A 26,366-nucleotide genomic window follows, 5' to 3' on the forward strand; every position below is an offset into this window, starting at 1 on the left:
CGGATCGGGCGCGCCTGAACCGGCATGTCTGAACCGATGTGTCTGAACAGACGTGTCGGAACTGGCGTGTCAGAACCGATGTGTCGGAACAGGCGTGACTGAACAGGCGCGTCTGAACCGGCGTGACTGAACCTCCACCCGGGAACAGCAGGGAGGCAGGTCGCCTCAGCGGAACAGGCCGGCCGAGTACTGGTCGGCATCCGCATACTGCGTCGCGGCGCCGCCCAGCCGGCTGCCGATCGCATCGAGGGTCTCTTCGACGTGACGGGCGGCGCCGTGCCACTCCTCCGCGCAGCCCTGGAAGGCGTTGGACGCGGTGCCGATCCAGGACGACTGCAGTTGAGCGAGCTGCGCCATCAGGGTCGCTGACTCGCTCCGCAGGCGCTCCATGGTGGCTCGTGCGGCAGCCTCTGCCGCGCGGACGGCCTCGGTGTCGACGGTGAAGACGGACATGGGTTCTCCTCTCGTTGGAGTCTCCGACGCTACGAGAGGCGGGGCGAGGGCAGTCGTGCTGGTCCCGCCCTTCCACGGGGCCTGTGCGCAACCCCCAAGGTCACACCTTTGTGCAGGAGCACTGCTCAGAGGTCGAGCGGCTCCAGAGGCTGCGTGTCCTCCAGCAGGTGCTCAGGTGTCGCACGCGAGGGGGCGAGGGGGAACGTGACGGTGAAGGTGGCGCCGCCACCCGGCGTCTCGGACACCGCGACGCTGCCGTGCAGTGCCTTCACGATCGAGGCGACGATGGCCAGGCCCAGACCGGAGCCGCCCGTCTCCCGCGCTCGCGAAGTGTCGGCACGCCAGAAGCGCTCGAAGATCTGCTCACGGATCTGCGGAGGGATGCCCTCGCCGTGATCGACGATGGCGATGGAGCCCGTTCCGAGCATCCGATCGGCATCCACGACGATCTCGATCGGGCTGTCCTCGGAGGAGAACCGGCGGGCGTTGCCGAGGAGGTTCGCCACGACCTGGCGGACCTTGTTCTCCTCTCCCAGGATGATCGGGGGCGTGCGCACGGGCACATCAGCCACCTCGGTGAAGTCGATCGCCGGCATCTGCTCGGTCGGGGTGCGGGGGCGACGGCGCAGCCGCGCGAGAGTGGCGCGCGAGAGACCACGGGGTGCGGGCTGCTGCGCGGCGGGTGTCACGGGGATGCTCCGGGTCGGCGTGCTCAGCCGCGCCTTCAGGGTCTCGTCGACGACGGTGATCGTGCGACCGGGGGCCGCCGCCCGCACATCGAGAGCGGCGTCACGGGCGATCGGGCGGAGGTCGAGGGGCACGATCTCGAGCTCGCGCTCGTCGTCGAGTCGGGCGAGAGCGAGGAGGTCCTCGACGAGCACGCCCATCCGGATCGCCTCCTTCTCGATGCGCCCCATGGCTCGCGCCGTGTCCTCCTCGCCCTTGATCGCGCCCATCCGGTAGAGCTCCGCGTAACCGCGCACGCTCACCAGCGGGGTGCGCAGCTCATGGCTGGCGTCTCCGATGAAGCGACGCATGTGCTGCACCGTGCGGTCGCGCTGAGCGAGGGAATGATCTGCCCTGTCGAGCATCGCGTTGATGGCGGCGTTGAGCCGGCCGACCTCGGTCGTGGGCTCGAGGTCGGTGAGGCGCTGGCTGAAGTTGCCGGCCGCGATCGACATCGCTGTGGACTCGACCTGGCTGAGGCGCCGGAACGTCAGGGTCACGAGTCCGCGGATGAGGAGGGCGGCGATCACGATGGTGATCAGGGCGACGGTGATGTAGATGCCGAAGAACTGGCTGATGATGCGGTCGGCGGCCGACAGCGGCATCGCCACGAGCTGGATGCGGACGGCACCGCCCGAGACGGGCACGTTCGCGACGGCGGCATGGAAGCTCGTCCCCTTCGTCCCGTCCAACGGGAAGGTGACATCGCCCTTCGCGAGCGCCTCCTGCAGCGAGTAGCTCGACGGGAAGATCGGCGAACCGCTGGACGTCGTCGTGTTGCCGGTCGTGCCCCGGAGGACTCCCTCGCCGTCGTACACGGCGAGGAAGAAGTCCCGCGGCGTCTCCTGCGACTGGGTGTACGTCGTCACCCCGTCGTCGGTGGTCGTCACCTCGAAGTAGCGTGAGACGAGATCCGACGAGGCGAGCGACGGAAGCTGGGAGTCGATGTTGCCGATCAGCGTGCCCCGCAGGATCGGCACCGTCCCGAGCCCTGCGACGAGCAGGCCGAGGGCGAGGACGGCCACCGTGACGCCGGTGACCTTGGCGCGCAGGCTGATCGCCCGCCACCAGCGGGTCACCGCGTCAGGCTTCCTCGCCATGCGGTCCTCCACGGGTGGCGTCATCGAGCGGTCGGCTGCTTACTTGCCGACCTTGAGCATGTAGCCGAAGCCGCGCTTGGTCTGGATGAGCGACTCCTCGGTGTGCGGGTCGATCTTGCGGCGGAGGTACGAGATGTAGCTCTCCACGATGCCGGCGTCGCCGTTGAAGTCGTACTCCCAGACATGGTCCAGGATCTGCGCCTTCGACAGCACGCGGTTGGGGTTGAGCATGAGGTAGCGCAGCAGCTTGAACTCGGTCGGGCTCAGCTCGATCGACTCCTTGCCCACCTGCACGTCGTGCGTGTCCTGGTCCATCGAGAGCTCGCCGGCGCGGATGATCGACTCCTCATCGGCCTGCATGGTGCGGCGGAGGATGGCCTGCGCGCGGGCGACGATCTCGTCGAGGCTGAACGGCTTGGTGACGTAGTCGTCGCCGCCGGCGTTGAGGCCCTCGATCTTGTCCTCGGTGCCGTCCTTCGCCGTGAGGAAGAGGATCGGCGCGGTGAAACCCGCGCCGCGCAGCCTCTTGGTGACGCTGAACCCGTTCATGTCGGGCAGCATCACGTCGAGGATGATGAGGTCGGGCTCCTCTTCCAGCACCGCCGAGATGGTGGCGGCGCCGTTGGCGACCGTCTTCACCAGGAACCCGGCGAAGCTGAGGCCGGTGGAGAGGAGGTCGCGGATGTTCGGCTCGTCGTCGACGACCAGGATGCGCGGTGCTGTCATGTCCCCATTATGGTGACTCGGGCGATGCTCTGCCTGATTATCCGCCGGAGCGGCGGGTCAGGGGTGCGGCGAGGGGCCGATCAGGCGGCGATGGCGTCCGCATCCATGATCGTGTAGCTGTACCCCTGCTCGGCGAGGAATCGCTGCCTGTTCTGGGCGTAGTCCTGATCGATCGTGTCTCGGGCGACGAGCGTGTAGAAGCTCGCCGTGTGGCCGGACTGCTTGGGACGCAGCAGGCGCCCGAGTCGCTGGGCCTCCTCCTGGCGGGAGCCGAACGAGCCGGACACCTGGATCGCGACCGACGCCTCGGGCAGATCGATCGAGAAGTTCGCGACCTTCGACACGACGAGCAGCTGGATCTCGCCGACGCGGAACCGCCGGTACAGCTCCTCGCGCTCGTCGATCGGCGTCGCGCCGGTGATCTGCGGGGCGTTCAGCGCCTCCGACAGCGTGTCGAGCTGGTCGAGGTATTGGCCGATCACGAGGATCTGCTCGCCGGGGTGCTTGGCGATCAGCTCGCGCACCGCCTCGATCTTCGCCGGGGCGGATGCCGCCAGCCGGTACCGCTCGTCGTCGGTGGCCGCGGCGTACTCCAGCCGGTCGCTCGGCGGCAGGTCCACGCGCACCTCGTAGCAGACGGCCGGAGAGATGAAGCCCTGCGCCTCGATCTGCTTCCAGGGCGCGTCGAAGCGCTTGGGGCCGATCAGGCTGAAGACGTCACCCTCCCGCCCGTCCTCCCGGACCAGCGTGGCGGTGAGGCCGATGCGGCGGCGAGCCTGGAGGTCGGCGGTGAGCTTGAAGACCGGGGCGGGCAGGAGGTGCACCTCGTCGTAGACGATGAGGCCCCAGTCGAGAGCGTCCAGCAGCGCGAGGTGCGCGTACTGCCCCTTCCTCTTGGCCGTGAGGATCTGGTAGGTCGCGATGGTGACGGGCTTGACCTCCTTGGCCTGGCCCGAGTACTCGCCGATCTCCTCCGGTGTGAGGCTCGTGCGCTTGAGGAGCTCGTCGCGCCACTGGCGGGCGGACACCGTGTTGGTCACCAGGATCAGCGTGGTCGTCTTGGTCGCGGCCATCGCCCCGGCGCCGACGATCGTCTTCCCCGCGCCGCAGGGGAGGACCACGACGCCGGAGCCGTCCTTGGAGAAGGCGTCGACGGCATCCTGCTGGTAGGGGCGGATCTGCCATCCGTCCTCGGCGAGGTCGATCTCGTGCGGGGTGCCGGGGGTGTAGCCGGCGAGGTCCTCGGCCGGCCAGCCGATCTTCAGCAGCTCCTGCTTGATCTGCCCGCGTGCCCAGGCGTCGACGACGAAGGTGTCTGGTGCCGGGTGGCCGATCAGCAGCGGCTGGATGCGCTTGTTGCCCGCCACCTGGGTGAGCACGGCGGGGTCGGAGGAGCGCAGGATGAGCGTGCCCTCCTCGTCGCGCTCGATGACGAGACGGCCGTAGCGGTTCACGGTCTCGCGCAGATCGACGGCGACCGACGGCGGCACGGGGAAGCGCGACCAGCGATCGAGCGTCTCGAGCATGTCCTCGGCGGTGTGCCCGGCGGCTCGGGCGTTCCAGAGGCCGAGCCTGGTGATCCGGTAGGTGTGGATGTGCTCCGGGGCGCGCTCCAGCTCGGCGAAGATCGCCAGCTCGTGTCGGGCGCTCTCGGCATCCGCGTGGGCGACCTCGAGCAGGACGGTGCGATCGCTCTGGACGATCAGGGGGCCATCAGACATAGCTGACCAGTTTACCGCCCGTCACCGTTCAGGGGGCCACGACGGTCGCGGAGCGGATGCTGGACACGGGGAGCGTGCGCTCCACGTCGGCAGCCCGATCGCGTCCCCGAAGCCGGCCGCCTCCGAGGCCCGTGGCCTCCAGGAGGAGATCCCTTGTCGATCCGTCCGGCATGCCGACGGTCACCTGCAGCACCGCTCTGGCCCGCACGGCGGCCTCGAGCTCACGATCCAGCCATGCGGCATCCGCGTTCGGGCCCTGTCGGGTCCGCAGCGCGGCGATGAGGGGCGAATGGTCCGGCTGCTCCGGCGTCGAGGCCTCGACGAGCGGATAGCGGTCGCCGGTGAGCACGGTCCCGTGCTCGTCGACCGGGGTCGCGGGGTAGCGGGCATCGGTGAGCGCCCAGTAGACGGTGTCTCGCCCGACGCGCGTGGTGAGCGAGTCGACGTGCTTCGCGAGGGCGAGCGGTCGCAGGCCCTGATCGATCGCCATCGCCTGGATGAGGGTCTGGTCGTCGCTCTCGATCCGGGTGCGGCCCGTCTCGGGATCCGTCGACACCCTGACCAGACCGTGGCGTTGCGCCGTCTGTGCCACGAGGTAGCGCAGCGGCTGCGGGATGCCGGTGAGCGAGAGGTCGTCGAGGAAGCCGATGATCGACTCCTCCGTCTCGCCGCTGACGAGGGCCCGAGCGATGGACTCGCCGGTGAACCGGTAGGAGGAGGCCTGCGCGGCGGACTCGCGGGCCGCGATGGCACGCAGCCTCACGTCGAGCGCGGGGGCGAGCGGGCCGGGTGAGATGGCCGTGAGGTCGTTCTGCAGGAAGATGCGGTCGACCTCGGCCGGAAGCAGCTCGGCGAGTGCGGTCGCGTCGGGGGCGAGGCCGGCGCGCACGGGCTCGGCCCACACCGGCTCGGTGCCGTCATCGGCGATCAGCCCGAGCAGCCGGGCGCGCTCGCCCAATGCGGCGCTGCGCTCGGGCCAGCCGGCGTCCCAGGGGTGCGCGAACGTCCACGATGCCGGTGTCAGGTACCCGCCTGCGGGGGTGTGGATGCCGCGGGGCAGCGTGCTCAGGAAGCCCGAGACCAGGTCGCTCCATCTGGCGGCCGCCGACGAGCGCAGCCACTCCTCTGCGGTCGTGGTGGTGCGAAGTCGCCTGTCGTCCGCCAGAGCCAGCCGCGCATCGACCGCCAGGGCGACCAGGGGGTCGACGGCGTCGGCGGGGATGCCGTTCTCCGCCAGCTGCTTCCTCTCACCCGCGCTGATGCCGCCGCCCGAGAGGAGCCCGAGGGGGTTCTCTCTCGCCAGGAGCAGCAGATCGGCGACAGCTGCGACGGTCGTGAAGGCGCGCTCGGCGGCATGCGCGGACGCGGCCTGATCGGATGGTGAGAGTGCTGTCTCGGGTACCGGAGCGGGAGCGGGGCGGTCCAGTACAGCGGAGGCGACCGGGGCGAACGGCGTGCCGTCAGGGCGAAGCAGCGCGAGGGCGGTCAGGGTCTCGCGCTCGACGCCCGCGTCTCCGCCGTGCGCCGCGTGCGCAAGGGCGGAGGCCTCCGCGGTGGTCAGCTGCGGCAGGATGCGCGAGAGCGATCCCGCGTCGAGCAGCGCCTCGGCGGCGTCGAAGAAGTCCTGCCAGCCGGCATCGGTCCGCACGCCGCGCGCACGGAACAGCGTCTCCAGCTCGTCGTCGCTCGCCGCGGCCAGCCATTCGGCCAGTGGTCGGGCGTGCGCGCTCATGTCCGCCTCAGGGCCGCGATGCCGCGCGACCCTTCCGGATGAAGCTCATCACCAGCAGGACGATGATCAGCACGAACGCGACCGGGAGACCCCAGTAGGGGATCGCGGCGATGAACGGCCAGGCGCCGCCGCCGAAGTCGTCCTGCTTCATGCCGACCGCCGTGCCGATGATGATGGCGAAGAAGCAGATCACGGATGCCGCGGCGAGACCCAGCGCGGTGAACGCCAGGAGGCGATCGACCGGGCGGACCTCGGGTTCGGGATTCTGCGCGCTCATCCTTCTCAGCCTACTGCGTCGCCGACCGGTAGGCTTGAGGGGGCCGCCCGAGGGCGTGCCTTCTTTCCGTACGATTCAGCGAGGTTTCCCCATGCCCACCGGCAAGGTCAGGTTCTACGACGAAGACAAGGGTTTCGGCTTCATCGCCTCCGATGACGGCCAGGACGTCTTCCTGCACGCATCATCCATGCCCGCGGGCACGGTCGTGAAGGCGGGTGCTCGCGTGGAGTTCGGGGTCGCCGACGGCAAGCGCGGACTCCAGGCTCTCTCCGTGCGCGTGCTCGAGGCTCCGCCGAGTCTCGCCAAGGCGAAGCGCAAGCCCGCCGACGACATGGCGATCATCATCGAGGACCTCGTGAAGCTTCTCGACGGCATGGGCGGAGACCTCCGCCGTGGCCGTTACCCCTCCTCCTCGCACGGGCGCAAGATCGCCGCCGTGCTCCGCAAGGTCGCCGATGACCTCGAAGCCTGACGCCGACCAGCGTCTCCTCGACGCCCACGATCTCGCGCTGAACGCTCTGCGCGAGATCACTCCGGCGTCGTCCATCGGGCCCGCAGCGGGCTACCTTCCTGAAGAGGACGGCTCGGTGTCGCTGCGGTTCGAGAACCGTCTTCCCGGATACCCCGGCTGGTACTGGACCGTCACGGTCGACCGGGTCGACGACGAAGAGCCCACCGTGCTCGAGGTGGAGCTGCTGCCCGGTGACGGCGCGCTGCTCGCGCCGGAATGGGTGCCGTGGGCCGAGCGCCTCGCCGAGTACCGCGCGCACCAGGTCGAGCTCGCCGAGCAGGCCGCCGCTGCGGCGGTCGACGCGGATGGCGACATCGTCGACGCCGAGGAGCTCGAGGACGCCGACGACGAGGATGCTGACGACGACATCGACGACATCGACGAGGACGAGCTGATCGAGGATACGCGTGTCCTGCACGCGGGCGACCTCGACGGCGTCGACATCGACGAGCTCGACGACTCCGTCGATGACGAGTCCGACGACGACGAGTCCGACGACGATGACGACGACGATGAGTCGGACGACGACGACGACGATGATGACGACGACGATGAGTCGGATGACGACGACGACGATGACGACGTCGAGTCCGACGACGATGACGAAGATGACGATGACGAAGATGACGATGACGAAGACGAGTCCGACGATGATGTGACCGACTCCGAGGGCCGAGGCTCCGACGAAGAGGAGTGATCTCCGTCAGGAGCATGAAGAAGGGGGCCGCGTGAACACGCGGCCCCCTTCTTCTTTCGTCTCAGGCGGCGCTCAGGCGCTCTGGTGCTCCAGCACGTAGTCCAGTGCGCGGGTCAGCTGACGCACGTCGTCGGGCTCGATGGACACGAAGGTGGCCACGCGGAGCTGGTTGCGCCCCAGCTTGCGGTACGGCTCGGTGTCGACGATGCCGTTCGCCCGCAGGGTCTTCGCGATCGCCGCGGCGTCGATGCTCTCGTCGAAGTCGATCGTGACGACGACGGGGGAGCGGTGCGCGGGGTCGGTCACGAACGGGGTCGCCACCGACGTCGCCTCGGCCCAGTCGTAGAGCACACCGGACGACTCCGCCGTGCGGGCGGCGGCCCAGGACAGCCCGCCGTTCGCGAGGATCCAGCGGAGCTGGCTGTCGAGCAGGTGCAGAGTCGTGAGCGCGGGAGTGTTCAGCGTCTGGTTGAGGCGGGAGTTGTCCACCGCGTTCTTCAGGCTGAGGAACTCGGGGATGTAGCGGTCGGATGCCGCGATCCGCTCGATCCGCTCGATCGCGGCGGGAGAGACCGCGGCAAACCAGAGACCGCCGTCGGAGCCGAGGTTCTTCTGCGGCGCGAAGTAGTAGACGTCGGCCTGCGCGGCGTCGAAGTCGATGCCGCCGGCCGCGCTGGTCGCATCGATCACGGTGAGAGCGCCCTCTGCGGCGACGCGCTCGATCGGGGCGGCGACGCCCGTGGAGGTCTCGTTGTGGGGCCAGGCGTAGACGTCGACCCCGTCGACGACCTCGGCGGCCGAGCGGGAGCCGGGCGCCGACGTGCGCACGTCGGGAGCCTCCAGCCAGGGGGCCGCAGCGGCCGCGGCGAACTTGCCGCCGAACTCGCCGAACACCAGGTTCTGGCTGCGACGCTCGATCAGGCCGAAGGCCGCGGCATCCCAGAACGCCGTGGATCCGCCGTTGCCGACGATGATCTCGTAGCCCTCGGGAAGGCGGAACAGCGCGGCCAGCTGCTCGCGCACGCTGCCGACGAGGTTCTTCACCGGCGCCTGGCGGTGCGAGGTGCCCAGCAGTCCTGCTCCGGCGGCGAGCAGCGCGTCGAGCTGCTCGGGGCGCACCTTTGAGGGGCCGCATCCGAAGCGGCCGTCAGCGGGCAGGAGGTCTCGGGGAATCTCGATCGCCATGGGTCGATTCTAGGGTGCGCGCTCTCCGGGGTTTCGCCGCATGACGCCTCGATGTCCCCGCGGGAATGTAGGCTTGCCTAAGAAGACCCGGAGGGCCAGATGACGGACTTGATCGACACCACGGAGATGTATCTCCGCACCATCCTCGAACTCGAGGAGGAGAACATCGTGCCGCTGCGCGCTCGCATCTCCGAGCGTCTGGGGCACTCGGGCCCCACGGTCTCGCAGACGGTCGGGCGCATGGAGCGCGACGGTCTCGTCGTCGTCTCCGAGGACCGCACCCTCGAGCTCACCGAATCCGGACGCCGCAAGGCGGTCGACGTGATGCGCAAGCACCGTCTCGCCGAGCGCCTGCTCTCCGACGTGATCGGCCTCGACTGGGCCTACGTGCACGAAGAAGCCTGCCGCTGGGAGCACGTGATGAGCGAGCAGGTCGAGCGCCGCCTGGTCGAGCTGCTCGGCCACCCGACGGAGTCGCCGTACGGCAACCCGATCCCGGGACTGGACCAGCTCGGAGACGTCCCCGCCCGCACGTTCGACGAGGGCGTGATCGGTCTCGTGCAGAAGCTCAACGCGGCAGGGGAGCCCATCAAGGGCACGGTGCGTCGTCTTGCCGAGCCCGCTCAGGTCGACCCCGAGCTCCTCGAACAGCTCAGGGATGCGGGCGTCGTGCCCGGCGCCGAGGGCGACTACCGCTTCAACGAGGGCTACGTGCTGATCCAGATGGACGGCAAGGACGAGGGGCTCGAGCTCCCCGTCGAGCTCGCGTCGCATATCTTCCTCGTCGGCGAGCCCAGCTGACCCCGCCGACGGATCACCGCTGACCCCGCCCGGAGGATTAACAGGTTCTCGGGGTGACACGACCGTTATCTTCCGGTAACCTCGGACAGGTCGTCAGCGAAGAAGCCCGTTGACGGTTACCCGCGAGGATCGCCTTCCAGGCTCGTCGTCTTCACGGTAGGAACGCACAAAGTACCCCGAGCTACATTCGTGCCACGAGAACAGAGTGCCGACGAGCCAGCGCTACCCGAAGCGTGCAGGCGCAGGAGGATTACGTTTTGGCCGCAGACATCGAACCGCCCCTGAAGACAATCGAAGACCGCGCAGTCGCCCGTCGCGGCGACGCTCGCGGCCCGGCCCGCAAGGTCGTCAAGCCGCTCCGTTCGGTCGTGATCTTCGGAGCGGTCGGCGCTCTGGTGGCGGCTGTCGCCCTTCCTGCGTACGCATCGTCGAAGCCCGCCGACACCGCGGCCACCCTGCAGCAGCTCGCGGCGGAGGATGCGCAGTCGCTCGTCGTCGCGTCCGTGGCCACGGCGGCTCCTCTCGAGCACGGCAGCTTCACCGCCACCACGCCGGAAGAGATCGCGAAGAAGAAGGCCGAGGAAGAGGCTGCTGCCCGTGCGGCGGCAGCGGCGAAGACCGCCTCGGTCGCCACAGGCGTCGATCTCAGCAAGTACGCACTGGTCTCCCCGGGATCGGGTGAGGTGCGCTATCCGCTTCCGCAGGGCTCCTACACGGTGAGCCGCACCCTCGGCGGCGCGCACAACGGGGCCGACATGTGCGCCCCCGCGATGACGCCGATCTACGCGGCGGCCGCCGGCGTCGTGCGCGTGTCCTCCGAGAACTACTACGGCTACGGCGTGGGCATCGTCATCGACAGCGTCGTGGGCGGTCAGCGTCTCGAGACCACCTACGGGCACATGACCTACGGCACTCGCCAGGTCGAGGTCGGCGCGACGGTCGCAGCCGGGCAGCTCATCGGGTTCGTCGGCAGCACGGGGCGATCGACCGCGAACCACCTGCACTTCGAGGTCAAGGTGAGCGGAACCCTGCAGGAGCCGATCGGCTGGCTCGCCGCCAACGCCGGCTGATCCACGGCATCCATCGCTGACACGCCTTCGGGCGTTCACCCTCTGTTTCGCCCTGCACCCCGTGGAATGGGTTAGCCTGAACCCGTTGTCGCACTGACGGGAGAGGCTGATGGAACGAATACCGAGCATCCGCACCATGGATGCCCTCGGTCGTCACGTCCTTCAGCATCGGCCGCAGGGATGCCACGGTGTTGCCGTGCGCGAAAGGCGCTGTCTGTAGACAGCGCCTTTTTTCATCCCCGCGTCCACTCGATCATCGTGCGGCTCGTGTGAGTCGAGAGTGCCGGGAAGCCGTCCCGGCGGATCGAGAGGATGATGATGCGCACACTTGTCTTGAACGCCGGATATGAGCCTCTGGCCATCGTGTCCTTCAAGAGAGCCCTGGTCCTTGTCATGAACGACAAGGCCACGGTGATCGAGAGGGTGGACGACGATCCCGTCTGGGGGAGCCACGGCGTCTACGATCGACCGGCGGTCATCATCCTGTCGCGCTATGTGCGCGTCCCGCTCAGCAGGCGCGCGCCGGTGACGAGACGGGGCGTGCTGCGCCGGGACAACCACCGGTGCGGTTACTGCGGCAAGGCTGCATCCACGATCGACCATGTCCTCCCTCGATCCCGTGGCGGTGCGGACTCCTGGGAGAACCTCGTCGCCTGCTGCCTGCGCTGCAACAACGTGAAGAGCAACCGCACGCCGCAGGAGATGCACTGGGAGCTGCGGTTCACGCCGCGCCCTCCGCACGGCACGTCGTGGACGGTCCGGGGCTCCGAGCGCAGCGACCCGCGCTGGGAGCCGTACCTCGCCCTCGCCGCGTAAAGGGTGCTCGGCGGTTCCCGTAGAATCGTCGTAGGCCCTCGTAGCTCAGCAGGATAGAGCAGCCCTCTCCTAAAGGGCAGGTCGCAGGTTCGAATCCTGTCGAGGGCACGACGACGAAGAGGGGGTCGCCGGAGGCGGCCCCGTCTTCGTCATCTAGACCCCGCTACAGCGGGGCCCCGTCGCCCAGGAGGCTCCGCGCGCCGCCCGCGTCGCTGGCCGTCCTCTGCCCACTGACGTGCGGCGCGTGGAGGGGGCGATGGGGACGCGAGGGCACCACGACGACGCAACAAGACGGTGCCGCGCGTCAGCCGACCGCCGCCCGCAGGACCGCCGCGAAGGTGGCGTCGAGCACGGACCTGGCGCGGCCGGCGGCCCATCCGCTCTCCGTTCCGATGCGGTACTCGATCAGGGTGAGCGCATCGCTGTCGGTTCCGTGTCCGATGCTGGTCTGGTGCAGCGAGAGCACGTCCACCTGGATGCCGCCGCTCGCCAGCGCGGCGACGAGGCTCTCCACGGGGCCCACCCGATCCGTGCGGTGCACGATGTCGATGCCGTCGATGCGCAGCGTGATCTCGGTCTGCCCGTCGTCGACGCGGTAGTGCGCGAGCTCCGGCGTCTCCGCCGCGCCGGGGTCGACGTAGCTCTCCGTGAACAGGGCCCAGAGCTCTTCCGGGGAGAACTCGGCTCCTGCGGCATCCGCCTGTGCCTGCACCCGGCGGGCGAAGTCGATCTGCAGTCGCCGGGGGAGCTCGACTCCGTACCCGGTCTCCAGCAGGTAGGCGATCCCGCCCTTGCCCGACTGCGAGTTCACGCGGATCACGGCGTCGTAGCCGCGTCCGAGATCGGCCGGGTCGATCGGCAGGTAGGGCACGCGCCAGGCGAGATCCTTCTCGGCCACGCCCTCGTGCGCCGCACGGGCACGGTGCTCGGCGAGGCCCTTCCTGATCGCGTCCTGATGCGTGCCGCTGAACGCCGTGTGCACGAGATCGCCGACGTAGGGATGCCGCGCGTGCACCTCGATGCCGTTGGAGTGCTCGACCGTGCGGCGGATCTCGTCGATGTCGGAGAAGTCGATCATCGGATCGACGCCCTGCGCGTGCAGGTTGAGCGCGAGAGTGGCGATGTCGACGTTGCCCGTGCGCTCACCGTTGCCGAAGATGCATCCTTCGACCCGCTGGGCGCCGGCGAGCACGGCGAGCTCCGCACAGGCGATTCCGGTGCCGCGGTCGTTGTGCGGGTGCACCGAGAGGATGACGCCGTCGCGCCTCGCGAGGTTGCGGTGCATGTACTCGATCTGGTCGGCGTAGACGTTCGGCGAGGCGATCTCGACGGTCGCGGGCAGGTTCAGGATGACGGGCCGCTCCGGCGTCGCGTCCCACAGCGTGGTCACGGCGTCGCAGATGTCGAGCACGTAGTCGGGCTCGGTCAGGTTGAAGACCTCCAGCGAGAACTCGAAGCGCACGTTCGAGTGGTCTCCGGCGAGTGACAGCACGTCGCGGCCGGCATCGAGGATCAGCTCCGTGAGCTCGTCACGGGATCGGCCGAGCACGACGTCGCGCCAGGTGGGCGCGGTCGCGGTGTAGACGTGGATGACGACAGGGTTGCGGATGCCGTCGACCGAGGCCACGGTGCGCTCGATGAGGTCGGTCCTGGCGGCGGTGAACACGACGATCGTGACGTCCTCAGGGGCGAGGTCGGTCTCGGCGAGGAGCCGGACGAAGTCGAAATCGGTCTGCGAGGCGGAGGGGTAGCCGACCTCGATCTCCTTGTAGCCCATCGCGACCATGAGCTCGAAGAAGCGACGCTTGCGGGCCGGGTCCATCGGCTCGGCGAGAGCCTGATTCCCGTCGCGCAGGTCGACGGGCACCCATAGCGGGGCGGCGGTGAGCCGGCGCGTCGGCCAGCTCCGCTCGGCGAGGGGGAGCGGGACGCGGTCGTGGACGGGGAGGTAGCGGTGCGACGGCATCTGCGAGCCGCGCTGGCGGTTCCAGTGCGGTGCGTCGGCGGGCACCGGCCCTGATGGCGTGGACAGAGTGGGGAACGTGCGGGAGGTCATGCCTGAAGAACGTAGCAACTCCTCAGACAAGTTGACAAGTTATACTCGGGGCATGGCACAGATCCAGCGCACTCCGCTCGCCGATCAGGCGGCGGATCTCCTCCTCGACCGCATCCGCTCCGGCGAATGGCAGCTCGGGCAGAAGCTCCCGGGAGAGACGACGCTCGCACCCCAGCTGGGCGTGGGGCGGTCCACGGTCCGCGAGGCCATCCGTCAGCTCGCTGGGCGAGGAGTGCTCGCGACCCGTCAGGGCGCCGGCGTCTTCGTCACAGCGCTCGATGCGCCGGAGGACTGGGATGCCGTGCTGCGCCGGGCGGACATCGTCAGCGTGATCGAGGCGAGGATCGCGATCGAGTCCGAGGCGGCGTCGCTCGCGGCCTCCCGCCGCACCGCGGCGGATGTGCGTGCGATCCGGAGGGCTCTCGACCACCGCGGCGCCGCGGTCTCCAGCATCGAGGAGCACGTCGACGCCGACACGGCCTTCCACCGCACGATCATGGCGGCGGCGCACAACCCGATCCTGCTCGACCTGTTCGACGGCCTGACTCCGCGACTGCGTCAGACGATGGTCGAGATGCTGCGGATCCGTGTGGACTTCGGGGGAGCGGAGGACCACGAGCGACACGTCCGTCTCGCCGCCACCGTGATCGATCGCGACGCGGACGCCGCCGCCGCGGAGAGCCGCAGCCACCTGATCGCGCTGAAGGCGGCGCTCGCGTGACCGTCGAGGTGCTGCGGCTCGACGGGGTGACCTTCCGACGCAACGGGAAGGAGATCCTGCACGGCATCGACCTCCGGGTCGGGGCCGGGGAGCACTGGGCGCTGCTCGGCCCGAACGGTGCGGGAAAGAGCACGATCCTCGGGTTCTGCGGGGCGCAGACCCACCCCACCTCGGGAACGGTCGACGTTCTCGGCCGACGACTGGGGCGCGTCGACATGCAGGAGCTGCGCCGTCACATCGGCCACGTGAACCCGCGGCATCCGATCCGCTCCGACCTGACCGTCGTCGACGTCGTGCTCACCGGGTTCACCGGCACGATCGAGAAGATGATGCGCTGGGCGCCGAGCGACGCCGAGCGCGCGCGGGCATACGAGCTCATCGCGCTGGTCGGCCTCGACGACCGTGCGGACGCCGAGTGGCCCACGATGTCGCAGGGCGAACGCGGACGGTCGCTCATCGCGCGCGCCCTCGCGGCGTCACCCGCCCTGCTCCTGCTCGACGAGCCCACCACGGGGCTCGACGTCGCGGCGCGGGAGCAGCTGCTGGAGACGGTCGACGACCTCTCCCGCAGCGAGCCGGAGGTCGCATCGGTCCTGGTCACCCATCACCTCGAGGAGCTCCCGGAGAGCACGACGCACGCCATGGTGATCGCCGACGGCCGTGTACTGGCCGCCGGCGCCACCGCCGACGTCGTCACCTCCGAGACGATCAGCGAGGCGTTCCGGCATCCGATCGACGTCGCTCACGACGAAGGGCGCTGGAGCGCCAGGGCACGCAAGCGCCTCGTCGTCTGATTCAGTCCTGTCCTTTGCGCCACAGGGCCGACGGCCACCAGATGCGTCGGCCGATGTCGTAGGCCAGGGCGGGGACCAGCAGGGAGCGGACGACGAAGGTGTCGAGCAGGACGCCGAAGGCGACGATGAACGCCAGCTGCACGAGGAACAGGATCGGGATCACGGAGAGCGCGGCGAAGGTCGCCGCCAGCACGAGTCCCGCCGAGGTGATCACGCCTCCCGTGATCGAGAGTCCTCGGAGGATGCCGTCGCGGGTGCCGTGCCGTCGGGACTCCTCGCGGACCCTCGTCATCAGGAAGATGTTGTAGTCGATGCCGAGGGCGACGAGGAAGACGAATCCGAAGAGCGGCACGGCGGGGTCGGCACCGGGGAAGCGGAAGATCCCGTCGAAGACCAGCGCGGAGACGCCGAGGGCGGTGCCGAACGAGAGCACGGTGGTGAGGATGAGCAGCACGGGAGCGAGTATCGACCGCAGCAGCAGCATGAGGATCAGCATGATCACCACGAGCACCACCGGGATGATCAGGTTGCGATCGTGGATCGAGGCGTCGTTCGTGTCGACCGACGTCGCAGTGACGCCTCCGACGAGGGCGCCGAGCGGATCGAGCTCGGTGCGCAGATCGCGCACCGTGGATGCGGCGGCATCCGAATCGGCCGCGTCGGTGAGCGTCGCCTGAAGGAGGACGTCCCCGTCGACCAGCGTCGGAGAGGGGACCGGCGTCCCCGGCGCGCCGACGGCTCCGATGCCGTCTGCGGTGACCGGCGCCGTCCCGCTCGGCGAGTCGGCCGCGGTCACCGAGACACCGTCGATGCCGTCGCTCGCGAGCAGTACCTCGGCGGCATCCTGCAGGCGATCCTCCGGCACGACCACGTAGACGGGGCTGCCGGAGCCACCGGGGAAGTGCTCGCCGAGGGCGGACTGGCCGTCCCGCGCCTCGGACGACCCCAGCACCAGGTCGGACTGCGGCACACCGGTGGCGTTCAACTGCGTGAGGCCTGCGGCGCCGATGAGCAGCAGCGCGGTCGTCGCGATCCAGATCGTGCGGGGGCGCCGACTGATCATCCGTGCGACGCCGGCCCAGAGGCCGGTCGTGGGGCGGCCGTCCTCGGCGGCGACGGCCTCAGGGTCGAACACGGGGCGGCGCGGCCAGAAGACTGCGCGACCGCACAGCATGAGCAGGGCGGGCAGGAGGGTCAGAGCGGCGAGCATGGCGAACACGATGCCGATGGCGGCGACCGGTCCGAGCGTGCTGTTGGACTTCAGGTCGCTGAGCAGCAGGCACAGGAGTCCGGCGATCACGGTGCCGCCGGAGGCGACGATCGGCTCGAACGACCCCTTCCACGCCGCGGCGAGGGCGGCGCCCTTGTCATGGGTGCCCCGAAGCTCCTCGCGGAACCGGGAGACCAGGAGCAGGGCGTAGTCGGTCGCCGCGCCGATGACGAGGATGAACAGGATGCCCTGGGTCTGACCGCTCAGCAGCAGCACGCCGGTCTTCGCCAGCCACCACACCACGAGGAGTGCCACGCAGAGGGCGAACAGGCTGGTCGACAGCACGACCACGGGCAGAAGCAGCGAGCGGTACACGAGCACGAGGATGACCAGCACCGCCAGCAGAGCGACGCCGAGGAGGAGGCCGTCGATCCCGGCGAAGCCCGCGACGAGATCGGCGCTGAAGCCCGCGGGGCCGGTGATGTAGACGGTCACTCTCTCCGGAGCCGCCGAGCGGAGGTGATCGGCGAGCGCGGACACGGCGTCGCCGAGTTCCGCGTCGCTGCTGATCGGGATGAAGGCCTGAGCCGCCTTCCCGTCGTCCGAGGTCAGTGCGGGTGACACCTCATCGGCGACGCCCTCCACCTCGGTCGCCGAGCTCACCGCATCCGAGATGGCCGTCAGATCCCCGTCGGACAGCGTGCCGTCGGCGACGAACACGGCGATCGCCGGGATCGAGTCGCTGTCGGTGAACTCGCCGAGCAGCTTCTGCACCTGGGTGGCATCGGCGGATTCGGGGAGATACGCGGTGCGGTCGTTCGACGAGACCTCGTCGATCTTTCCGAACAGCGGGCCGCCGAGTCCCGCGCCCGCGAGCCACACGAGGATCAGCGCTGCGGGGAGGAGGGCACGCAGCCAGGCGCGGTGCCGAGGGCGCGCGCGGCGCGCGGTGTCGGGGGCGCGGTCTGGTCGGGACATCGGGTTCCTCTCGGGACGGGCGGTCAGGAGTTCCAGGCGAGGATGAGGATCATCGTCGCGAGGAATCCGGCTATGTAGTTCATGACGATGAATCGACGCCACGCCGTGTTGGTGCGTGCGGAGGTCTCATCCGTCACGCTCCACCAGGGCAGGGCGTTGACGATGTAGGGGAGGGCGAGCACGGCGCCGAGGGGCGCCGGCCAGTGAGTGAAGAGCATGGCGATGCCCGCGACGAACCACAGGATGACCGCCATCCGCACGGTGGCGCGGGCGCCGATCACGGTCGCGATCGACGAGATGCCGGCCGAGCGATCGGGGCCGACGTCCTGCACGGCGCCGAAGGCGTGGGCGGCGGCGCCCCAGAGGAAGAACGCGAGCAGCACGAGCACCGTGTCGAGGGTGATGTCGGCGCTCGCGAGGGTGAGCCCGACCACGGCGGGCGAGACGAAGTGGATGCTGGAGGTCGCCGAGTCGAGGAAGGGGCGCTCCTTGAACCGCAGACCCGGAGCGGAGTAGGCGATGACGGCGAACACGCTCACACCCAGAGCGATCCACGACACGGGCGATCCGACGACAGCGAGCCAGACCAGGAACGGGAGGTTCGTGACGACAGCGGCCCAGAGCGTCCATCGGTGCAGCCGAGGCGGCAGCAGCGCCCCCTCGATTCCCCCCTTGCGAGGGTTCGCGAGATCGGAGGCGTAGTCGAAGACGTCGTTGATGCCGTACATGGCGAGGTTGTACGGGATGAGGAAGTACACGAAGCCCACGATCGCCGTCGCGTCGAGCTCTCTCGTCGTGAGCAGGTACGCGGCGCCGAAGGGGAAGGCGGTGTTGATCCAGCTCACCGGCCGCGATGACAGCAGCACCAGAGCGGCGTCGCGCACCGCGGAACGGGGGGATGCCGGGGCGGTCATGCGCTCTCCTCCTCGGCTTGTGCTCGACGGCCCCGCAGGAACTCCCACAGCGCGGGGAGCAGGAGCGCGCCGGCGAGCGGATACGCGAAGTCCTCGACGGGTGCGAGACCCACGCTCACGCCGAGGAGCTGCGCCGCGTCGTAGTGGAAGAGCCCCGCCCCGATCATGAGGTTGTCGAAGGCGGCCGTGAGGACGAAGAGGACGAGCGCCGTCAGGGCCATCGCGCCGATGCGGGCGCGGCGACGCCTCCCGGAGAGGAGGGTGAGCAGCGAGGCCAGCGCGGCGGCGATGCCGACGAACCAGAGCGCGAGCGACAGGTAGGCGGTCATGACGCCTCCTCTCCTCGCGTGCTGCGCGCCCGGCGGGAGAGGATCCGTGCGGCGCCCGTGTACGCGATCATGATGCACTGCACGAGGAAGAGGAGGAACACCGGCTCCTCGATCGGCATCTCCGGGGCGAGCACCAGGCCGGTCGCGATCGTCGCGTCGCCGCGCAAGAAGAGGCCCGTCGCGATCCCGGCCGCGTCCCACGCGAGGAAGAACGCCGCGCCGACGACCGTCACGACGAGCGCGGACAGCGGATCACGCCAGAAGAACAGCCGATAGCGCCGGTCCACCAGGACCAGGCATCCCGCCGACACGAGGAGTGCGCCGAGGTAGATCAGGCCCGTCATCGACCGGCCTCCCTGGAGGACGCGGCGACCGGGTCCGTCGTCAGCGGCCCGCTGGATCGGTCGCCCCTGACCCGCTTGAGGACGATCTCCGCGCTGATCAGGCACATCGGCACTCCGACGCCGGGTGACGTCGTGGCGCCGGCGTAGAAGAGGCCGCGGACGCGACGCGACGCGTTCCCCGCACGGAACATCGCACTCTGCGAGAGCGTGTGCGCGGGCCCGAGCATCCCTCCGCGCCATGAGTGGAAGTCGTCGCGGAAGTCGGCGGGTCCCGTCGTCTCGCGCACCACGATGCGCTCGCGCAGGTCATCGATTCCCGCCCAGGCGGCGACCAGGTCGATGGCGGCATCCGCGGCCCGTTCGACCGCGGCGGAACCGGTGCGGTCCGGTCCGCCGTGCCCGATCTCGACGTCTGCGGGGACGGGCACCAGGATGAAGAGGTTCTCGTGCCCCTCCGGCGCGACCTCGACGTCCGTCGCACTCGGGCGGCAGACGTACACGGATGCCGGAGAGGGGATCGAGGGGTGCGGGCCGAAGATCGCATCGAAGTTGGCATCCCAGTCGTCCGTGAAGAAGAGCGAGTGATGGGGGAGCTGAGGCAGTGCGCCGCGGACGCCCAGCATCACGAGCACCGCACCGGGGCCGCTCGTGCGGCGCTGCCACCATCGCTCGGGATAGGAGCGCAGCGCCGGGGGCAGCAGACGGGTCTCGGTGTGGTGCAGATCGGCGGTCGAGACGACGACATCAGCGCGCTCGACGTGCCGTGCGCCGTGCTCGTCGACCCACTGCACGCCGGTGGCTCTGGCGCCCCGGCGCTCGCCGGAGGTGAGGATCGCCGTGACCTCCGCGCCCGTGCGCGTCTCCGCACCCGCGTCGGACGCCAGCGCGGCGATCCTCTCGGTGACACGGTGGAACCCACCCTGCGGGTACAGCACGCCATCGTCGAGATCGAGGGCGCTCATCAGGTGGTACATCGCCGGCGCGGTTCGGGGGTCGGTTCCGAGGAACACCGCCGGATACCCGAGGATCTGCCGCAGCACCGGATGCCGGAAGCGACGCGCCGCGAACGACTGGAGCCGGGTCAGCAGGAGGGGGACCAGGCGCGGCGCCGCGCGGAGCACCTCGGGGTGCGTCATCCAGGAGGCGCCCGTGAAGGGGTTGTAGAGGAAGTGCTTCTCCGCCATCGCCCCCGCGTGCACGGCGGAGTCGAGGTAGGAGCTCAGGGTCGCACCCGCGCCGGGCTCCATGGTCTCGAACAGGTGCATGGTCGCGGCGCGGCCCGCGGTGACGGTCACCGCGCCCTCCGGGTGCGTCGCCGGGTCCGTGAACACGCGATAGGCGGGGTCCAGGGCGACGAGGTCGAGCTGCTCCGCGCTGCTCGTCCCCATCATCCGGAAGAAGTGCTCGAACACCTGCGGCATGAGATACCACGACGGGCCGGTGTCGAAGCGGAAGCCCTCGCGTTCCAGCGATCCGGCGCGGCCGCCGAGAGCGCCGTTCTTCTCGAGGATCAGAACCTCATGCCCGTCCTTGGCGAGCAGCGCCGCGGTGGCGAGCCCGGCGACACCCGCGCCGATGACGACGATGCGGCTCACGAGGCGCGCTCCAGACGGGTCCGCAGCGTCGCACGGACCGCGAGCCAGATCTTGAGCGCATCCGGGACCCGCACGCGGCGCCGGTACAGCTCGGCCGTCGGCGTCGTCGCCACCCGGTCCGCGAGCGCGGCGAACAGGTCGTGGGCGCTGCGGACGGCGGAGCGGCAGTCTCGGGGCAGCAGCGGCATCACCGCGCGGGCGTCGGCGAGTTGCGCGCGCACCGTGGCGACCCACCTGTCGCGGTCCGTGTCCGTCAGTCGGTGCTCTCCTGCGAGGTAGCCGCGATGAAGACGAGTGGTGTCGTCGGCGAGGTCCCGCAGGAAGTTGACGTTCTGGAACGCGGCGCCGAGCTGCCGTGCGCCGTGCTCGAGTGCCGCGAGCTCCTGCTCCGTCCGGGACTCCGCCCGGAGGAAGATCCGCAGGCACATCAGCCCCACGACCTCCGCGGAGCCGTACACGTAGCGTTCGTGAGCCCCCGCGTCGTAGGCGACGAGGGAGTCGGAGTCGGCGTCGGCGGCGATGTCGGCGGCCATCGACTCGAAGAACGGCCGGGTGAGATCCTCGCCGATGCCGGACGCCCGCGCGGTGCGGGCGAAGGCATGGAGTACGAGGTTGGTGCTGTAGCCGTCGCGCAGGGCGCGGTGGGTCTCGTCGACGTAGGACGACAGTGCGGCGCGCTGCCCCTCGGCATCGAGCCCCGCCTCCGCGGCGACCCCGTCGACGATCTCGTCCGCCACGCGCACCATGGCGTACACGTTGCGCACATGCCGACGGTGGCGCGTGCCGAGGAGCCGCGTCGCCAGGCCGAACGACGAGGAGTACGCCGTGATGACGTCGGCGGACGTCGCCTCCGCCGCTCGGGTGAACCTGTCGAGGGAGCTCACCTCGACGGCGCCGCCGCGGGTCATGATCGTCTCCCCTCGACGCGGTCGACGAGGCGTGCGACGCGATCGACCGCGGTCGGCGGCAGCGTCCCCGATCGCTCCGCGGTCGACAGGAGCGCGCGAGCCGTCGCGATCTCCTCGTCCACCAGCCGCTGCACGAACGCCTCGGCGCCGCAGGCGCGGAGGAGGTCGCGCACGTCCGCCTCCTCACCCGGCTGGAGACCGGGGGAGCCGAAGAGCGGAGCGATGCGCGGCCACGTGCTCGTCGTGCGCGCGAAGGCGATGATCGCGGTCACCTTGCCCTCGCGGAGGTCGGAGCGCGGGTCCTTGCCGTGCTCGGCCTCCTCTCCGAAGACCGAGAGCAGATCGTCCTGCAGCTGATACGCCAGACCGAGGGGGCGACCGATGCCGACGAGTGCGGCCTCGGCATCCTCCGATGCGCCGGCCAGGACGGCGCCGCAGCGCAGAGGGAGCTCGAAGGAGTACGCCGCCGTCTTGTCGGCCGTCATCGCGAGGATGGTCTCGAGGTCGGGCGGGATGATCCCGTCGGCGAGGCCGACGTCGCGGTGCTCGCCCGCGACGGTCTCGGTGACGGTGCGGTCGATCACGTCCAGCAGGCGGTCCCGCACGCGGGAGGCGAGGTCGGCTCTGGCCGCGCCGAGGAGAGCGGATGCGAGGAGCAGGTCTCCCATCAGGAGGGCGCTGCTCCGGGCCCAGTGCAGTCGTGCCTCTTCGTCGATCCGCGGGTGCGCCTCGGTGCTGAGCGCGCCGATGAGGTTGGTCGTTCCCCGCCGGAGGACGTCGCCGTCGATGATGTCGTCGTGCAGGAGGAACGCGAAGTGGATCTGCTCGACCAGCGCGGCGATCTCCAGCACGGTCGCCGGCAGCGGGTCGGACTCGGCGTCATCGGAGAGCGCGTGATGGATCTCGACGAGGAGCCGTGGGCGCAGCAGTTTTCCGCCCACCGCCTTCTCGGCGGCGAGCTCCCACAGGCGGGAGAACTCCGGTCCGTACCGTCGGGCGTCGGGCATGCGCTGGTCGAGCTGGCGGCGCAGTGCGTCTTCGATGGGGACCCGGAGGTCGGCCCCCAGGGCGAGGGCGTTCATGAGGCGCCGATCGGCCGGAGCAGCGGAAGGCGGCCGAGCTGCGGCAGCTGCTCCCGCAGCCACGGGCTGAAGGCGAACGGCGCCGACGCGACGGCACTCGTGAGAGCAGCGGGATCCACCCATGCCCATTCCATGACCTCGGTCGGATCCGGGGACACAGCGCCGTCGATCGTCGCGACATGCACGGGGCAGATCTCGTTCTCGACGATGCCGCTCGCGTCGACCGCACGGTAGCGGTACCCGGGCAGAGCGAGCTCGACGGCGGAGAGTCCGATTCCGAGCTCTGCGAGAGCGTGTCGGTGCACGGCATCCGACATGTCCTCCTGCGGTTGGGGGTGACCGCAGAAGCTGTTGGTCCACACGCCGGGCCACGTGCGCTTCGTGAGGGCGCGCCGGGTGACGAGGAGCTGGCCCGCATCGTCGAAGACGTAGCAGGAGAAGGCCAGGTGGAGAGGAGTGTCGGTGCTGTGCACGCTCTCCTTCGGCATCGTGCCGATGGGGGAGCCGTCTTCAGCGAGAAGCGTGACCTCGACCATCGTCCTCCTCATTTCGCTAGCTTGGCTAATAGTCAACTTAGCATGAAGTAATTGGTGTGTAACATGATCGCATGGACACCGGACCTGATGCCAGCCCGTTGACCGGGGGCACGACGGAGCCCGGTTCCTCCGCCGAGCGGACGTCGCCCGACGGTCTGACGCACGCCGCCATCTACGACGTGGAGGCCAGCGATCCGCGCAGCGCGCTGATCGATCGCACCGGCGTGTCTCCGGAGGGTCTCCGGCAGATCGCCGTGCTCATGGGTGCGCTGGGTGACCTCCGCGATGCGGAGCAGAAGCTCTCCCTCGCGTCTCGGCGCTTCATGCGACTCAATGAGACTGACATGCGCGCGCTGCATTACCTCATCGTGTGCGCGAACAGGGGAGTCATCGCGACCCCCTCAGGCATCGCCGGGCACCTCGGCATCTCGACCGCGTCGACGACGAAGCTGCTCGACAGGCTGGAGAAGAGCGGACACATCGTTCGCGCGCCGCATCCGACGGATCGGCGGGCGCTGGCGATATCGATCACGGCGGAGACCCGCCATGCGGCCATGGAGACCGTGGGGCGGCAGCAGTCCAAGCGGTTCTATGCGGCCGCGCGGTTATCGGCCGCGGAGCGTGACGTCGTGATCCGCTTCCTCGTCGACATGACCGACGAGATCACCCTCAGGGATGAGCCCTGGGCGCAGAAAGGCGCCGAGGAGCCCTCCCGAGATCGGGGAGACTCCTCGGCGCCGGTGTGACTCAGTGAGCCGCGTTGTAGGCCTCGATGACAGGAGCGGGGATGCGACCGCGCTCGGAGAGGGTGTAGCCGTTGTCGTTCGCCCAGGCGCGGATGGCCGCGACCTCGGGGTTGCGCGCGGGGCGCTTGCGGGGAGCGGCAGCGCGAGACGGCGCTCCCGATGAACCCGCACGGCGCCCGGCGGAGATGTACGGAGCGAATGCCTTGCGCAATTCTTCTGCGTGCTCGGCATTCACGTCGATCTCGTATGCGGCTCCATTCAGGGAGAAGTGGATTGTCTCGCCTTCTCCGACTTCCAGGACGCTTCCGTCGATGTCATCGACCAGCTGATGCACAATTCTTTTCGCCATGGAATTGACACTACAACCTGACGGCTAATTGCACCAAGGATTATTCGTGGCCGGGGTCGATCAGTTTCAGACCGACAATGCAGCCGACGAGACCCAGGAGAAGGAGAATGCGGATCCAGGAGATCTCGCTGTCTCCGGTGATCATCGCCCAGACCACGGTCAGCGTCGCGCCGATTCCCACCCATACCGCATAGGCGGTGCCGGTGGCGATCTCCCGCATGGCGAATGCGAGACCGAACATCGACAATGCGAGCCCGCCGAGGAAGATCACGCTCGGCCAGAGTTTTGTCAATCCTTCTGATTTACCCAGGGCGGTCGCCCATACGGCTTCGAGGATGCCGGAGGCGACAAGAATGATCCACGACATGATGGTCCTTTCGGACCAGTCTTTTCGCTCACCGGGTACTGGTCTGCCTCGTCCGGGGCCGAGGTTCATCGGCCAGGACCCACCGTAGCAACAGGCGCTGGGCAGGGCCTGTGCAGTCAGGGCAGCAGGCCCGCACGCCGCGCTCTCGCCACGGCGGCGTGGCGGGTGGAGGCGTCGAGCTTCGACATCGCGGAGCCGAGATAGGCCTTCACGGTGCTTTCGCGCAGTCCCAGCTGCGTCGCGATCTCCGCATTGGTGGCCCCGAGCGCTGCGCAGGCGAGGACGTCCGTCTCGCGCCGGGAGAGGTGGATGGTCGGAACGGGGCCGGTCGTGGTCGGGAGCGCATCTCCCGCGAGGGCGACGAGGCGGCTCTCCACCCCGGCGATCCGCGCCCGCAGGTCGGCGTCGTCGATCGATGCGGCGATGCTGCGCAGCTCGGCGAAGCTCTCGCGGAGCTCCTCGCGCTGCGACGGTGCGACGGCATCCGATCCCTGTGCCGCGCGCAGGCGTCGATCGACCTCGTCGCGGATCCTCAGCTCGTCTGCGACGGACTGGGCCACCTGCATCGCGGGGGCCGTGGTGACGCCGCCCACCGGGGTCTCGTCCCAGGCGCCGGCGTAGAGCACGCCGCGCGGGCGACCGCTGACCACGATCGGCAGGGCGAGCAGCGTGCGGATGCCCTCGCCGAGCACGAAACCGTCGTAGTCGTGCGTGATCTGCTGCGAGGAGCCGTAGTCGCTGGTCATGCGCGGACGCTGCTCCATCATCGCCCGCCCGCCGAGCCCTCGCTCCGGGCGGACCCGGAGGCCGTCCAGGCTGTGGGTCCGGTTGCCGACGATGCTCGTGACACGGACGACGCCTTCTTCGACCAGGCCTCCGAAGGCGACGGGGAAGCGCGTGCGCGTGGCGAGCTCTCTCACCGCGCGGGCGACGAGCTCGGCCTCGGATTCCATTCCGGACGGAGTGCTCACGACCACCTGCTTCCGGGGTGACGGCGTCGTGCCCCATTTCGTAGCGACGACGTTACCACCGGGCCGTCGTGGGCACGCGGGCCCGGCGGCCTACTCGCCGGACCCGCGTCGTCTTTTCCGCTATCCCCTCCGGGCTTCGAGATCGAGCAGATAGCGCTTCCGCTCGGGGTGCGCCCCGTAGTGACCGGGGGTCCCGTCGGAGCGCACCACCCGGTGCACGGGGACGATGATCGAGAACGGAGTGAGCCGGCACGCCGTTCCCACGGCGCGTGCCGCACCCGGATGCCCGGCCAGCGCGGCGACCTCGCCGTAGCTGAGGGTCTCGCCCCACTCGATCGTGCAGATCGTCTGGAGGGCTTTCAGGGCGAAGCCGTCTGCGAGGCGCCAGTCGAGTCGGAGGTGCTCGTCGAACCGGACGGGTTCGCCGTCGAAGTAGTCCTCCAGCAGATGGGCGAGCTCGTCGGCGGCACCGGGGTCGGGCTCCGGCACGGAGCAGAGCCTGCGGGCGACGCCCTCGAGGAGCCAGGGGACCGTCGGGTCGTCGGACTCGGACAGGTCGAACTGGACGATCCCCTCGTCGGAGAACACCGCGAGTGCATCACCGAACGGTGTGGGAGCGAAGTCGTAGCGGTACGTCATGAGCCCATACTG

28 protein-coding genes, 1 tRNA gene and 1 riboswitch are annotated in these 26,366 nt (G+C 69.5%); of the genes, 9 read left to right on the top strand and 20 right to left on the bottom strand.

All coding sequences use genetic code 11. The features are described from left to right. Positions 1-165 precede the first annotated feature (165 nt). The 6 genes from ACFVRO_RS09210 to ACFVRO_RS09235 form a co-directional block, all read right to left on the bottom strand. Positions 166-453, bottom strand: coding sequence for a WXG100 family type VII secretion target (locus tag ACFVRO_RS09210; protein WP_105675631.1), 288 nt, complete (start codon positions 451-453; stop codon positions 166-168). Between the two features lie 125 nt (positions 454-578). Continuing rightward, the gene (locus ACFVRO_RS09215) at positions 579-2,279 is read right to left on the bottom strand and encodes a sensor histidine kinase (RefSeq protein ID WP_386951510.1); all 1,701 of its coding nucleotides are present in this window, start codon (positions 2,277-2,279) and stop codon (positions 579-581) included. A gap of 39 nt (positions 2,280-2,318) precedes the next feature. Then, entirely contained in the window at positions 2,319-3,005 is a 687-nt protein-coding gene (locus ACFVRO_RS09220; protein WP_105675635.1) for a response regulator transcription factor, read from the bottom strand. Positions 3,006-3,085: 80 nt separating this feature from the next. Further along, positions 3,086-4,726: a DNA repair helicase XPB gene (locus ACFVRO_RS09225; protein ID WP_386951512.1), complete on the bottom strand. Its 1,641-nt coding sequence runs from the start codon at positions 4,724-4,726 to the stop codon at positions 3,086-3,088. 28 nt (positions 4,727-4,754) lie between these two features. Further along, positions 4,755-6,458 carry a helicase-associated domain-containing protein gene (locus tag ACFVRO_RS09230; protein WP_386951513.1) on the bottom strand — a complete coding sequence of 568 codons (1,704 nt, stop codon included), beginning with the start codon at positions 6,456-6,458 and terminating at the stop codon, positions 4,755-4,757. 7 nt (positions 6,459-6,465) lie between these two features. Then, positions 6,466-6,735, bottom strand: coding sequence for a multidrug ABC transporter ATPase (locus ACFVRO_RS09235; protein ID WP_341941553.1), 270 nt, complete (start codon positions 6,733-6,735; stop codon positions 6,466-6,468). Positions 6,736-6,826: 91 nt separating this feature from the next. Here ACFVRO_RS09235 and ACFVRO_RS09240 point away from each other — a divergent pair, with 91 nt between their 5' ends. Beyond that, positions 6,827-7,207 (top strand): cold-shock protein, encoded by a 381-nt coding sequence (locus ACFVRO_RS09240; RefSeq protein WP_105675642.1) that lies wholly within the window; start codon positions 6,827-6,829, stop codon positions 7,205-7,207. Continuing rightward, positions 7,191-7,943, top strand: a complete 753-nt coding sequence (locus ACFVRO_RS09245) for a DUF3027 domain-containing protein (protein WP_386951516.1) — start codon at positions 7,191-7,193, stop codon at positions 7,941-7,943. The genes ACFVRO_RS09240 and ACFVRO_RS09245 overlap by 17 nt, the downstream gene beginning before the upstream one ends. Positions 7,944-8,015: 72 nt before the next feature. Here the strand turns inward: ACFVRO_RS09245 and serC are convergent, their stop codons facing one another. After that, entirely contained in the window at positions 8,016-9,128 is a 1,113-nt protein-coding gene (gene serC / locus ACFVRO_RS09250) for a phosphoserine transaminase (RefSeq protein ID WP_386951519.1), read from the bottom strand. A gap of 99 nt (positions 9,129-9,227) precedes the next feature. On the opposite strand from serC, the gene ACFVRO_RS09255 reads away from it, so the two are divergent. From ACFVRO_RS09255 to ACFVRO_RS09270, 4 genes are all read left to right on the top strand, one after another. After that, positions 9,228-9,929, top strand: a complete 702-nt coding sequence (locus ACFVRO_RS09255; RefSeq protein WP_105675648.1) for a metal-dependent transcriptional regulator — start codon at positions 9,228-9,230, stop codon at positions 9,927-9,929. A gap of 257 nt (positions 9,930-10,186) precedes the next feature. After that, positions 10,187-10,999: a M23 family metallopeptidase gene (locus ACFVRO_RS09260; protein WP_386951522.1), complete on the top strand. Its 813-nt coding sequence runs from the start codon at positions 10,187-10,189 to the stop codon at positions 10,997-10,999. 318 nt (positions 11,000-11,317) lie between these two features. Beyond that, positions 11,318-11,815, top strand: a complete 498-nt coding sequence (locus ACFVRO_RS09265; RefSeq protein ID WP_105675652.1) for an HNH endonuclease — start codon at positions 11,318-11,320, stop codon at positions 11,813-11,815. A 34-nt stretch (positions 11,816-11,849) separates the two neighbouring features. Further along, a tRNA-Arg gene (locus ACFVRO_RS09270) sits at positions 11,850-11,923 on the top strand. 196 nt (positions 11,924-12,119) lie between these two features. Here the strand turns inward: ACFVRO_RS09270 and ACFVRO_RS09275 are convergent. Next, positions 12,120-13,871, bottom strand: a complete 1,752-nt coding sequence (locus ACFVRO_RS09275) for a 2-isopropylmalate synthase (protein ID WP_386951525.1) — start codon at positions 13,869-13,871, stop codon at positions 12,120-12,122. Positions 13,872-13,923: 52 nt separating this feature from the next. On the opposite strand from ACFVRO_RS09275, the gene ACFVRO_RS09280 reads away from it, so the two are divergent. Both ACFVRO_RS09280 and ACFVRO_RS09285 read left to right on the top strand, forming a co-directional pair. Next, entirely contained in the window at positions 13,924-14,592 is a 669-nt protein-coding gene (locus ACFVRO_RS09280; protein ID WP_105675656.1) for a FadR/GntR family transcriptional regulator, read from the top strand. Next, complete coding sequence (locus tag ACFVRO_RS09285; RefSeq protein WP_386951528.1) at positions 14,589-15,386, top strand: ABC transporter ATP-binding protein; 798 nt, start codon at positions 14,589-14,591, stop codon at positions 15,384-15,386. The genes ACFVRO_RS09280 and ACFVRO_RS09285 overlap by 4 nt, the downstream gene beginning before the upstream one ends. Before the next feature lies 1 nt (position 15,387). Here the strand turns inward: ACFVRO_RS09285 and ACFVRO_RS09290 are convergent, their stop codons facing one another. The 8 genes from ACFVRO_RS09290 to idi are packed head-to-tail and all read right to left on the bottom strand — an operon-like array spanning position 15,388 to position 23,282. Beyond that, the gene (locus ACFVRO_RS09290) at positions 15,388-17,574 is read right to left on the bottom strand and encodes an MMPL family transporter (RefSeq protein ID WP_386951531.1); all 2,187 of its coding nucleotides are present in this window, start codon (positions 17,572-17,574) and stop codon (positions 15,388-15,390) included. Positions 17,575-17,597: 23 nt separating this feature from the next. Continuing rightward, on the bottom strand, positions 17,598-18,488 hold the full coding sequence (locus ACFVRO_RS09295) for a prenyltransferase (RefSeq protein WP_386951534.1): 891 nt from the start codon (positions 18,486-18,488) through the stop codon (positions 17,598-17,600). Then, positions 18,485-18,817 (bottom strand): lycopene cyclase domain-containing protein, encoded by a 333-nt coding sequence (locus tag ACFVRO_RS09300; protein WP_386951537.1) that lies wholly within the window; start codon positions 18,815-18,817, stop codon positions 18,485-18,487. The genes ACFVRO_RS09295 and ACFVRO_RS09300 overlap by 4 nt, the downstream gene beginning before the upstream one ends. Continuing rightward, positions 18,814-19,161: a lycopene cyclase domain-containing protein gene (locus tag ACFVRO_RS09305; RefSeq protein WP_386951539.1), complete on the bottom strand. Its 348-nt coding sequence runs from the start codon at positions 19,159-19,161 to the stop codon at positions 18,814-18,816. The genes ACFVRO_RS09300 and ACFVRO_RS09305 overlap by 4 nt, the downstream gene beginning before the upstream one ends. Continuing rightward, positions 19,158-20,756 (bottom strand): phytoene desaturase family protein, encoded by a 1,599-nt coding sequence (gene crtI, locus ACFVRO_RS09310; RefSeq protein WP_386951542.1) that lies wholly within the window; start codon positions 20,754-20,756, stop codon positions 19,158-19,160. The genes ACFVRO_RS09305 and crtI overlap by 4 nt, the downstream gene beginning before the upstream one ends. Further along, a complete protein-coding gene (locus ACFVRO_RS09315; RefSeq protein ID WP_386951545.1) occupies positions 20,753-21,664 on the bottom strand; it encodes a phytoene/squalene synthase family protein in 912 nt (303 codons plus the stop codon). Before ACFVRO_RS09315 ends, crtI begins: the two co-directional genes overlap by 4 nt. After that, positions 21,661-22,746, bottom strand: coding sequence for a polyprenyl synthetase family protein (locus tag ACFVRO_RS09320; RefSeq protein WP_386951548.1), 1,086 nt, complete (start codon positions 22,744-22,746; stop codon positions 21,661-21,663). The genes ACFVRO_RS09315 and ACFVRO_RS09320 overlap by 4 nt, the downstream gene beginning before the upstream one ends. Beyond that, complete coding sequence (gene idi, locus ACFVRO_RS09325; RefSeq protein WP_386951551.1) at positions 22,743-23,282, bottom strand: isopentenyl-diphosphate Delta-isomerase; 540 nt, start codon at positions 23,280-23,282, stop codon at positions 22,743-22,745. Before idi ends, ACFVRO_RS09320 begins: the two co-directional genes overlap by 4 nt. Before the next feature lie 71 nt (positions 23,283-23,353). On the opposite strand from idi, the gene ACFVRO_RS09330 reads away from it, so the two are divergent. Next, the gene (locus ACFVRO_RS09330) at positions 23,354-24,028 is read left to right on the top strand and encodes a MarR family winged helix-turn-helix transcriptional regulator (protein WP_386951553.1); all 675 of its coding nucleotides are present in this window, start codon (positions 23,354-23,356) and stop codon (positions 24,026-24,028) included. 1 nt (position 24,029) lies between these two features. On the opposite strand, the gene ACFVRO_RS09335 is transcribed toward ACFVRO_RS09330, so the two are convergent. The 4 genes from ACFVRO_RS09335 to ACFVRO_RS09350 all read right to left on the bottom strand — a co-directional run bounded on the left by ACFVRO_RS09335 (position 24,030) and on the right by ACFVRO_RS09350 (position 26,354). Next, a complete protein-coding gene (locus ACFVRO_RS09335) occupies positions 24,030-24,377 on the bottom strand; it encodes an Lsr2 family protein (RefSeq protein WP_105675677.1) in 348 nt (115 codons plus the stop codon). A gap of 40 nt (positions 24,378-24,417) precedes the next feature. Then, positions 24,418-24,744, bottom strand: coding sequence for a multidrug efflux SMR transporter (locus ACFVRO_RS09340; protein WP_105675679.1), 327 nt, complete (start codon positions 24,742-24,744; stop codon positions 24,418-24,420). A gap of 10 nt (positions 24,745-24,754) precedes the next feature. After that, positions 24,755-24,822, bottom strand: a riboswitch (guanidine-III (ykkC-III) riboswitch). Positions 24,823-24,860: 38 nt separating this feature from the next. After that, positions 24,861-25,697, bottom strand: coding sequence for a LuxR C-terminal-related transcriptional regulator (locus tag ACFVRO_RS09345; RefSeq protein ID WP_105675681.1), 837 nt, complete (start codon positions 25,695-25,697; stop codon positions 24,861-24,863). A 138-nt stretch (positions 25,698-25,835) separates the two neighbouring features. Further along, the gene (locus tag ACFVRO_RS09350) at positions 25,836-26,354 is read right to left on the bottom strand and encodes a methylated-DNA--[protein]-cysteine S-methyltransferase (protein WP_386951556.1); all 519 of its coding nucleotides are present in this window, start codon (positions 26,352-26,354) and stop codon (positions 25,836-25,838) included. Between the last annotated feature and the right edge of the window lie 12 nt (positions 26,355-26,366).

The sequence above is a fragment of the Microbacterium sp. NPDC057944 genome, from assembly GCF_042887445.1.
GTDB lineage: Bacteria > Actinomycetota > Actinomycetes > Actinomycetales > Microbacteriaceae > Microbacterium > Microbacterium natoriense.

Excerpts from the sequence above, each read along its gene's own strand:
- ACFVRO_RS09315 (WP_386951545.1), bottom strand. The coding sequence starts at position 21,664 with ATGACCCGCGGCGGCGCCGTCGAGGTGAGCTCCCTCGACAGGTTCACC.
- ACFVRO_RS09255 (WP_105675648.1), top strand. The coding sequence starts at position 9,228 with ATGACGGACTTGATCGACACCACGGAGATGTATCTCCGCACCATCCTC.
- ACFVRO_RS09225 (WP_386951512.1), bottom strand. The coding sequence starts at position 4,726 with ATGTCTGATGGCCCCCTGATCGTCCAGAGCGATCGCACCGTCCTGCTC.
- ACFVRO_RS09220 (WP_105675635.1), bottom strand. The coding sequence starts at position 3,005 with ATGACAGCACCGCGCATCCTGGTCGTCGACGACGAGCCGAACATCCGC.
- ACFVRO_RS09335 (WP_105675677.1), bottom strand. The coding sequence starts at position 24,377 with ATGGCGAAAAGAATTGTGCATCAGCTGGTCGATGACATCGACGGAAGC.
- ACFVRO_RS09280 (WP_105675656.1), top strand. The coding sequence starts at position 13,924 with ATGGCACAGATCCAGCGCACTCCGCTCGCCGATCAGGCGGCGGATCTC.
- ACFVRO_RS09320 (WP_386951548.1), bottom strand. The coding sequence starts at position 22,746 with ATGAACGCCCTCGCCCTGGGGGCCGACCTCCGGGTCCCCATCGAAGAC.
- ACFVRO_RS09240 (WP_105675642.1), top strand. The coding sequence starts at position 6,827 with ATGCCCACCGGCAAGGTCAGGTTCTACGACGAAGACAAGGGTTTCGGC.
- ACFVRO_RS09290 (WP_386951531.1), bottom strand. The coding sequence starts at position 17,574 with ATGTCCCGACCAGACCGCGCCCCCGACACCGCGCGCCGCGCGCGCCCT.
- ACFVRO_RS09300 (WP_386951537.1), bottom strand. The coding sequence starts at position 18,817 with ATGACCGCCTACCTGTCGCTCGCGCTCTGGTTCGTCGGCATCGCCGCC.
- ACFVRO_RS09330 (WP_386951553.1), top strand. The coding sequence starts at position 23,354 with ATGGACACCGGACCTGATGCCAGCCCGTTGACCGGGGGCACGACGGAG.
- ACFVRO_RS09215 (WP_386951510.1), bottom strand. The coding sequence starts at position 2,279 with ATGGCGAGGAAGCCTGACGCGGTGACCCGCTGGTGGCGGGCGATCAGC.
- ACFVRO_RS09230 (WP_386951513.1), bottom strand. The coding sequence starts at position 6,458 with ATGAGCGCGCACGCCCGACCACTGGCCGAATGGCTGGCCGCGGCGAGC.
- ACFVRO_RS09245 (WP_386951516.1), top strand. The coding sequence starts at position 7,191 with ATGACCTCGAAGCCTGACGCCGACCAGCGTCTCCTCGACGCCCACGAT.
- ACFVRO_RS09235 (WP_341941553.1), bottom strand. The coding sequence starts at position 6,735 with ATGAGCGCGCAGAATCCCGAACCCGAGGTCCGCCCGGTCGATCGCCTC.
- ACFVRO_RS09295 (WP_386951534.1), bottom strand. The coding sequence starts at position 18,488 with ATGACCGCCCCGGCATCCCCCCGTTCCGCGGTGCGCGACGCCGCTCTG.
- serC (WP_386951519.1), bottom strand. The coding sequence starts at position 9,128 with ATGGCGATCGAGATTCCCCGAGACCTCCTGCCCGCTGACGGCCGCTTC.
- ACFVRO_RS09305 (WP_386951539.1), bottom strand. The coding sequence starts at position 19,161 with ATGACGGGCCTGATCTACCTCGGCGCACTCCTCGTGTCGGCGGGATGC.
- ACFVRO_RS09345 (WP_105675681.1), bottom strand. The coding sequence starts at position 25,697 with ATGGAATCCGAGGCCGAGCTCGTCGCCCGCGCGGTGAGAGAGCTCGCC.
- ACFVRO_RS09350 (WP_386951556.1), bottom strand. The coding sequence starts at position 26,354 with ATGACGTACCGCTACGACTTCGCTCCCACACCGTTCGGTGATGCACTC.
- ACFVRO_RS09265 (WP_105675652.1), top strand. The coding sequence starts at position 11,318 with ATGCGCACACTTGTCTTGAACGCCGGATATGAGCCTCTGGCCATCGTG.
- ACFVRO_RS09210 (WP_105675631.1), bottom strand. The coding sequence starts at position 453 with ATGTCCGTCTTCACCGTCGACACCGAGGCCGTCCGCGCGGCAGAGGCT.
- idi (WP_386951551.1), bottom strand. The coding sequence starts at position 23,282 with ATGGTCGAGGTCACGCTTCTCGCTGAAGACGGCTCCCCCATCGGCACG.
- ACFVRO_RS09275 (WP_386951525.1), bottom strand. The coding sequence starts at position 13,871 with ATGACCTCCCGCACGTTCCCCACTCTGTCCACGCCATCAGGGCCGGTG.
- ACFVRO_RS09340 (WP_105675679.1), bottom strand. The coding sequence starts at position 24,744 with ATGTCGTGGATCATTCTTGTCGCCTCCGGCATCCTCGAAGCCGTATGG.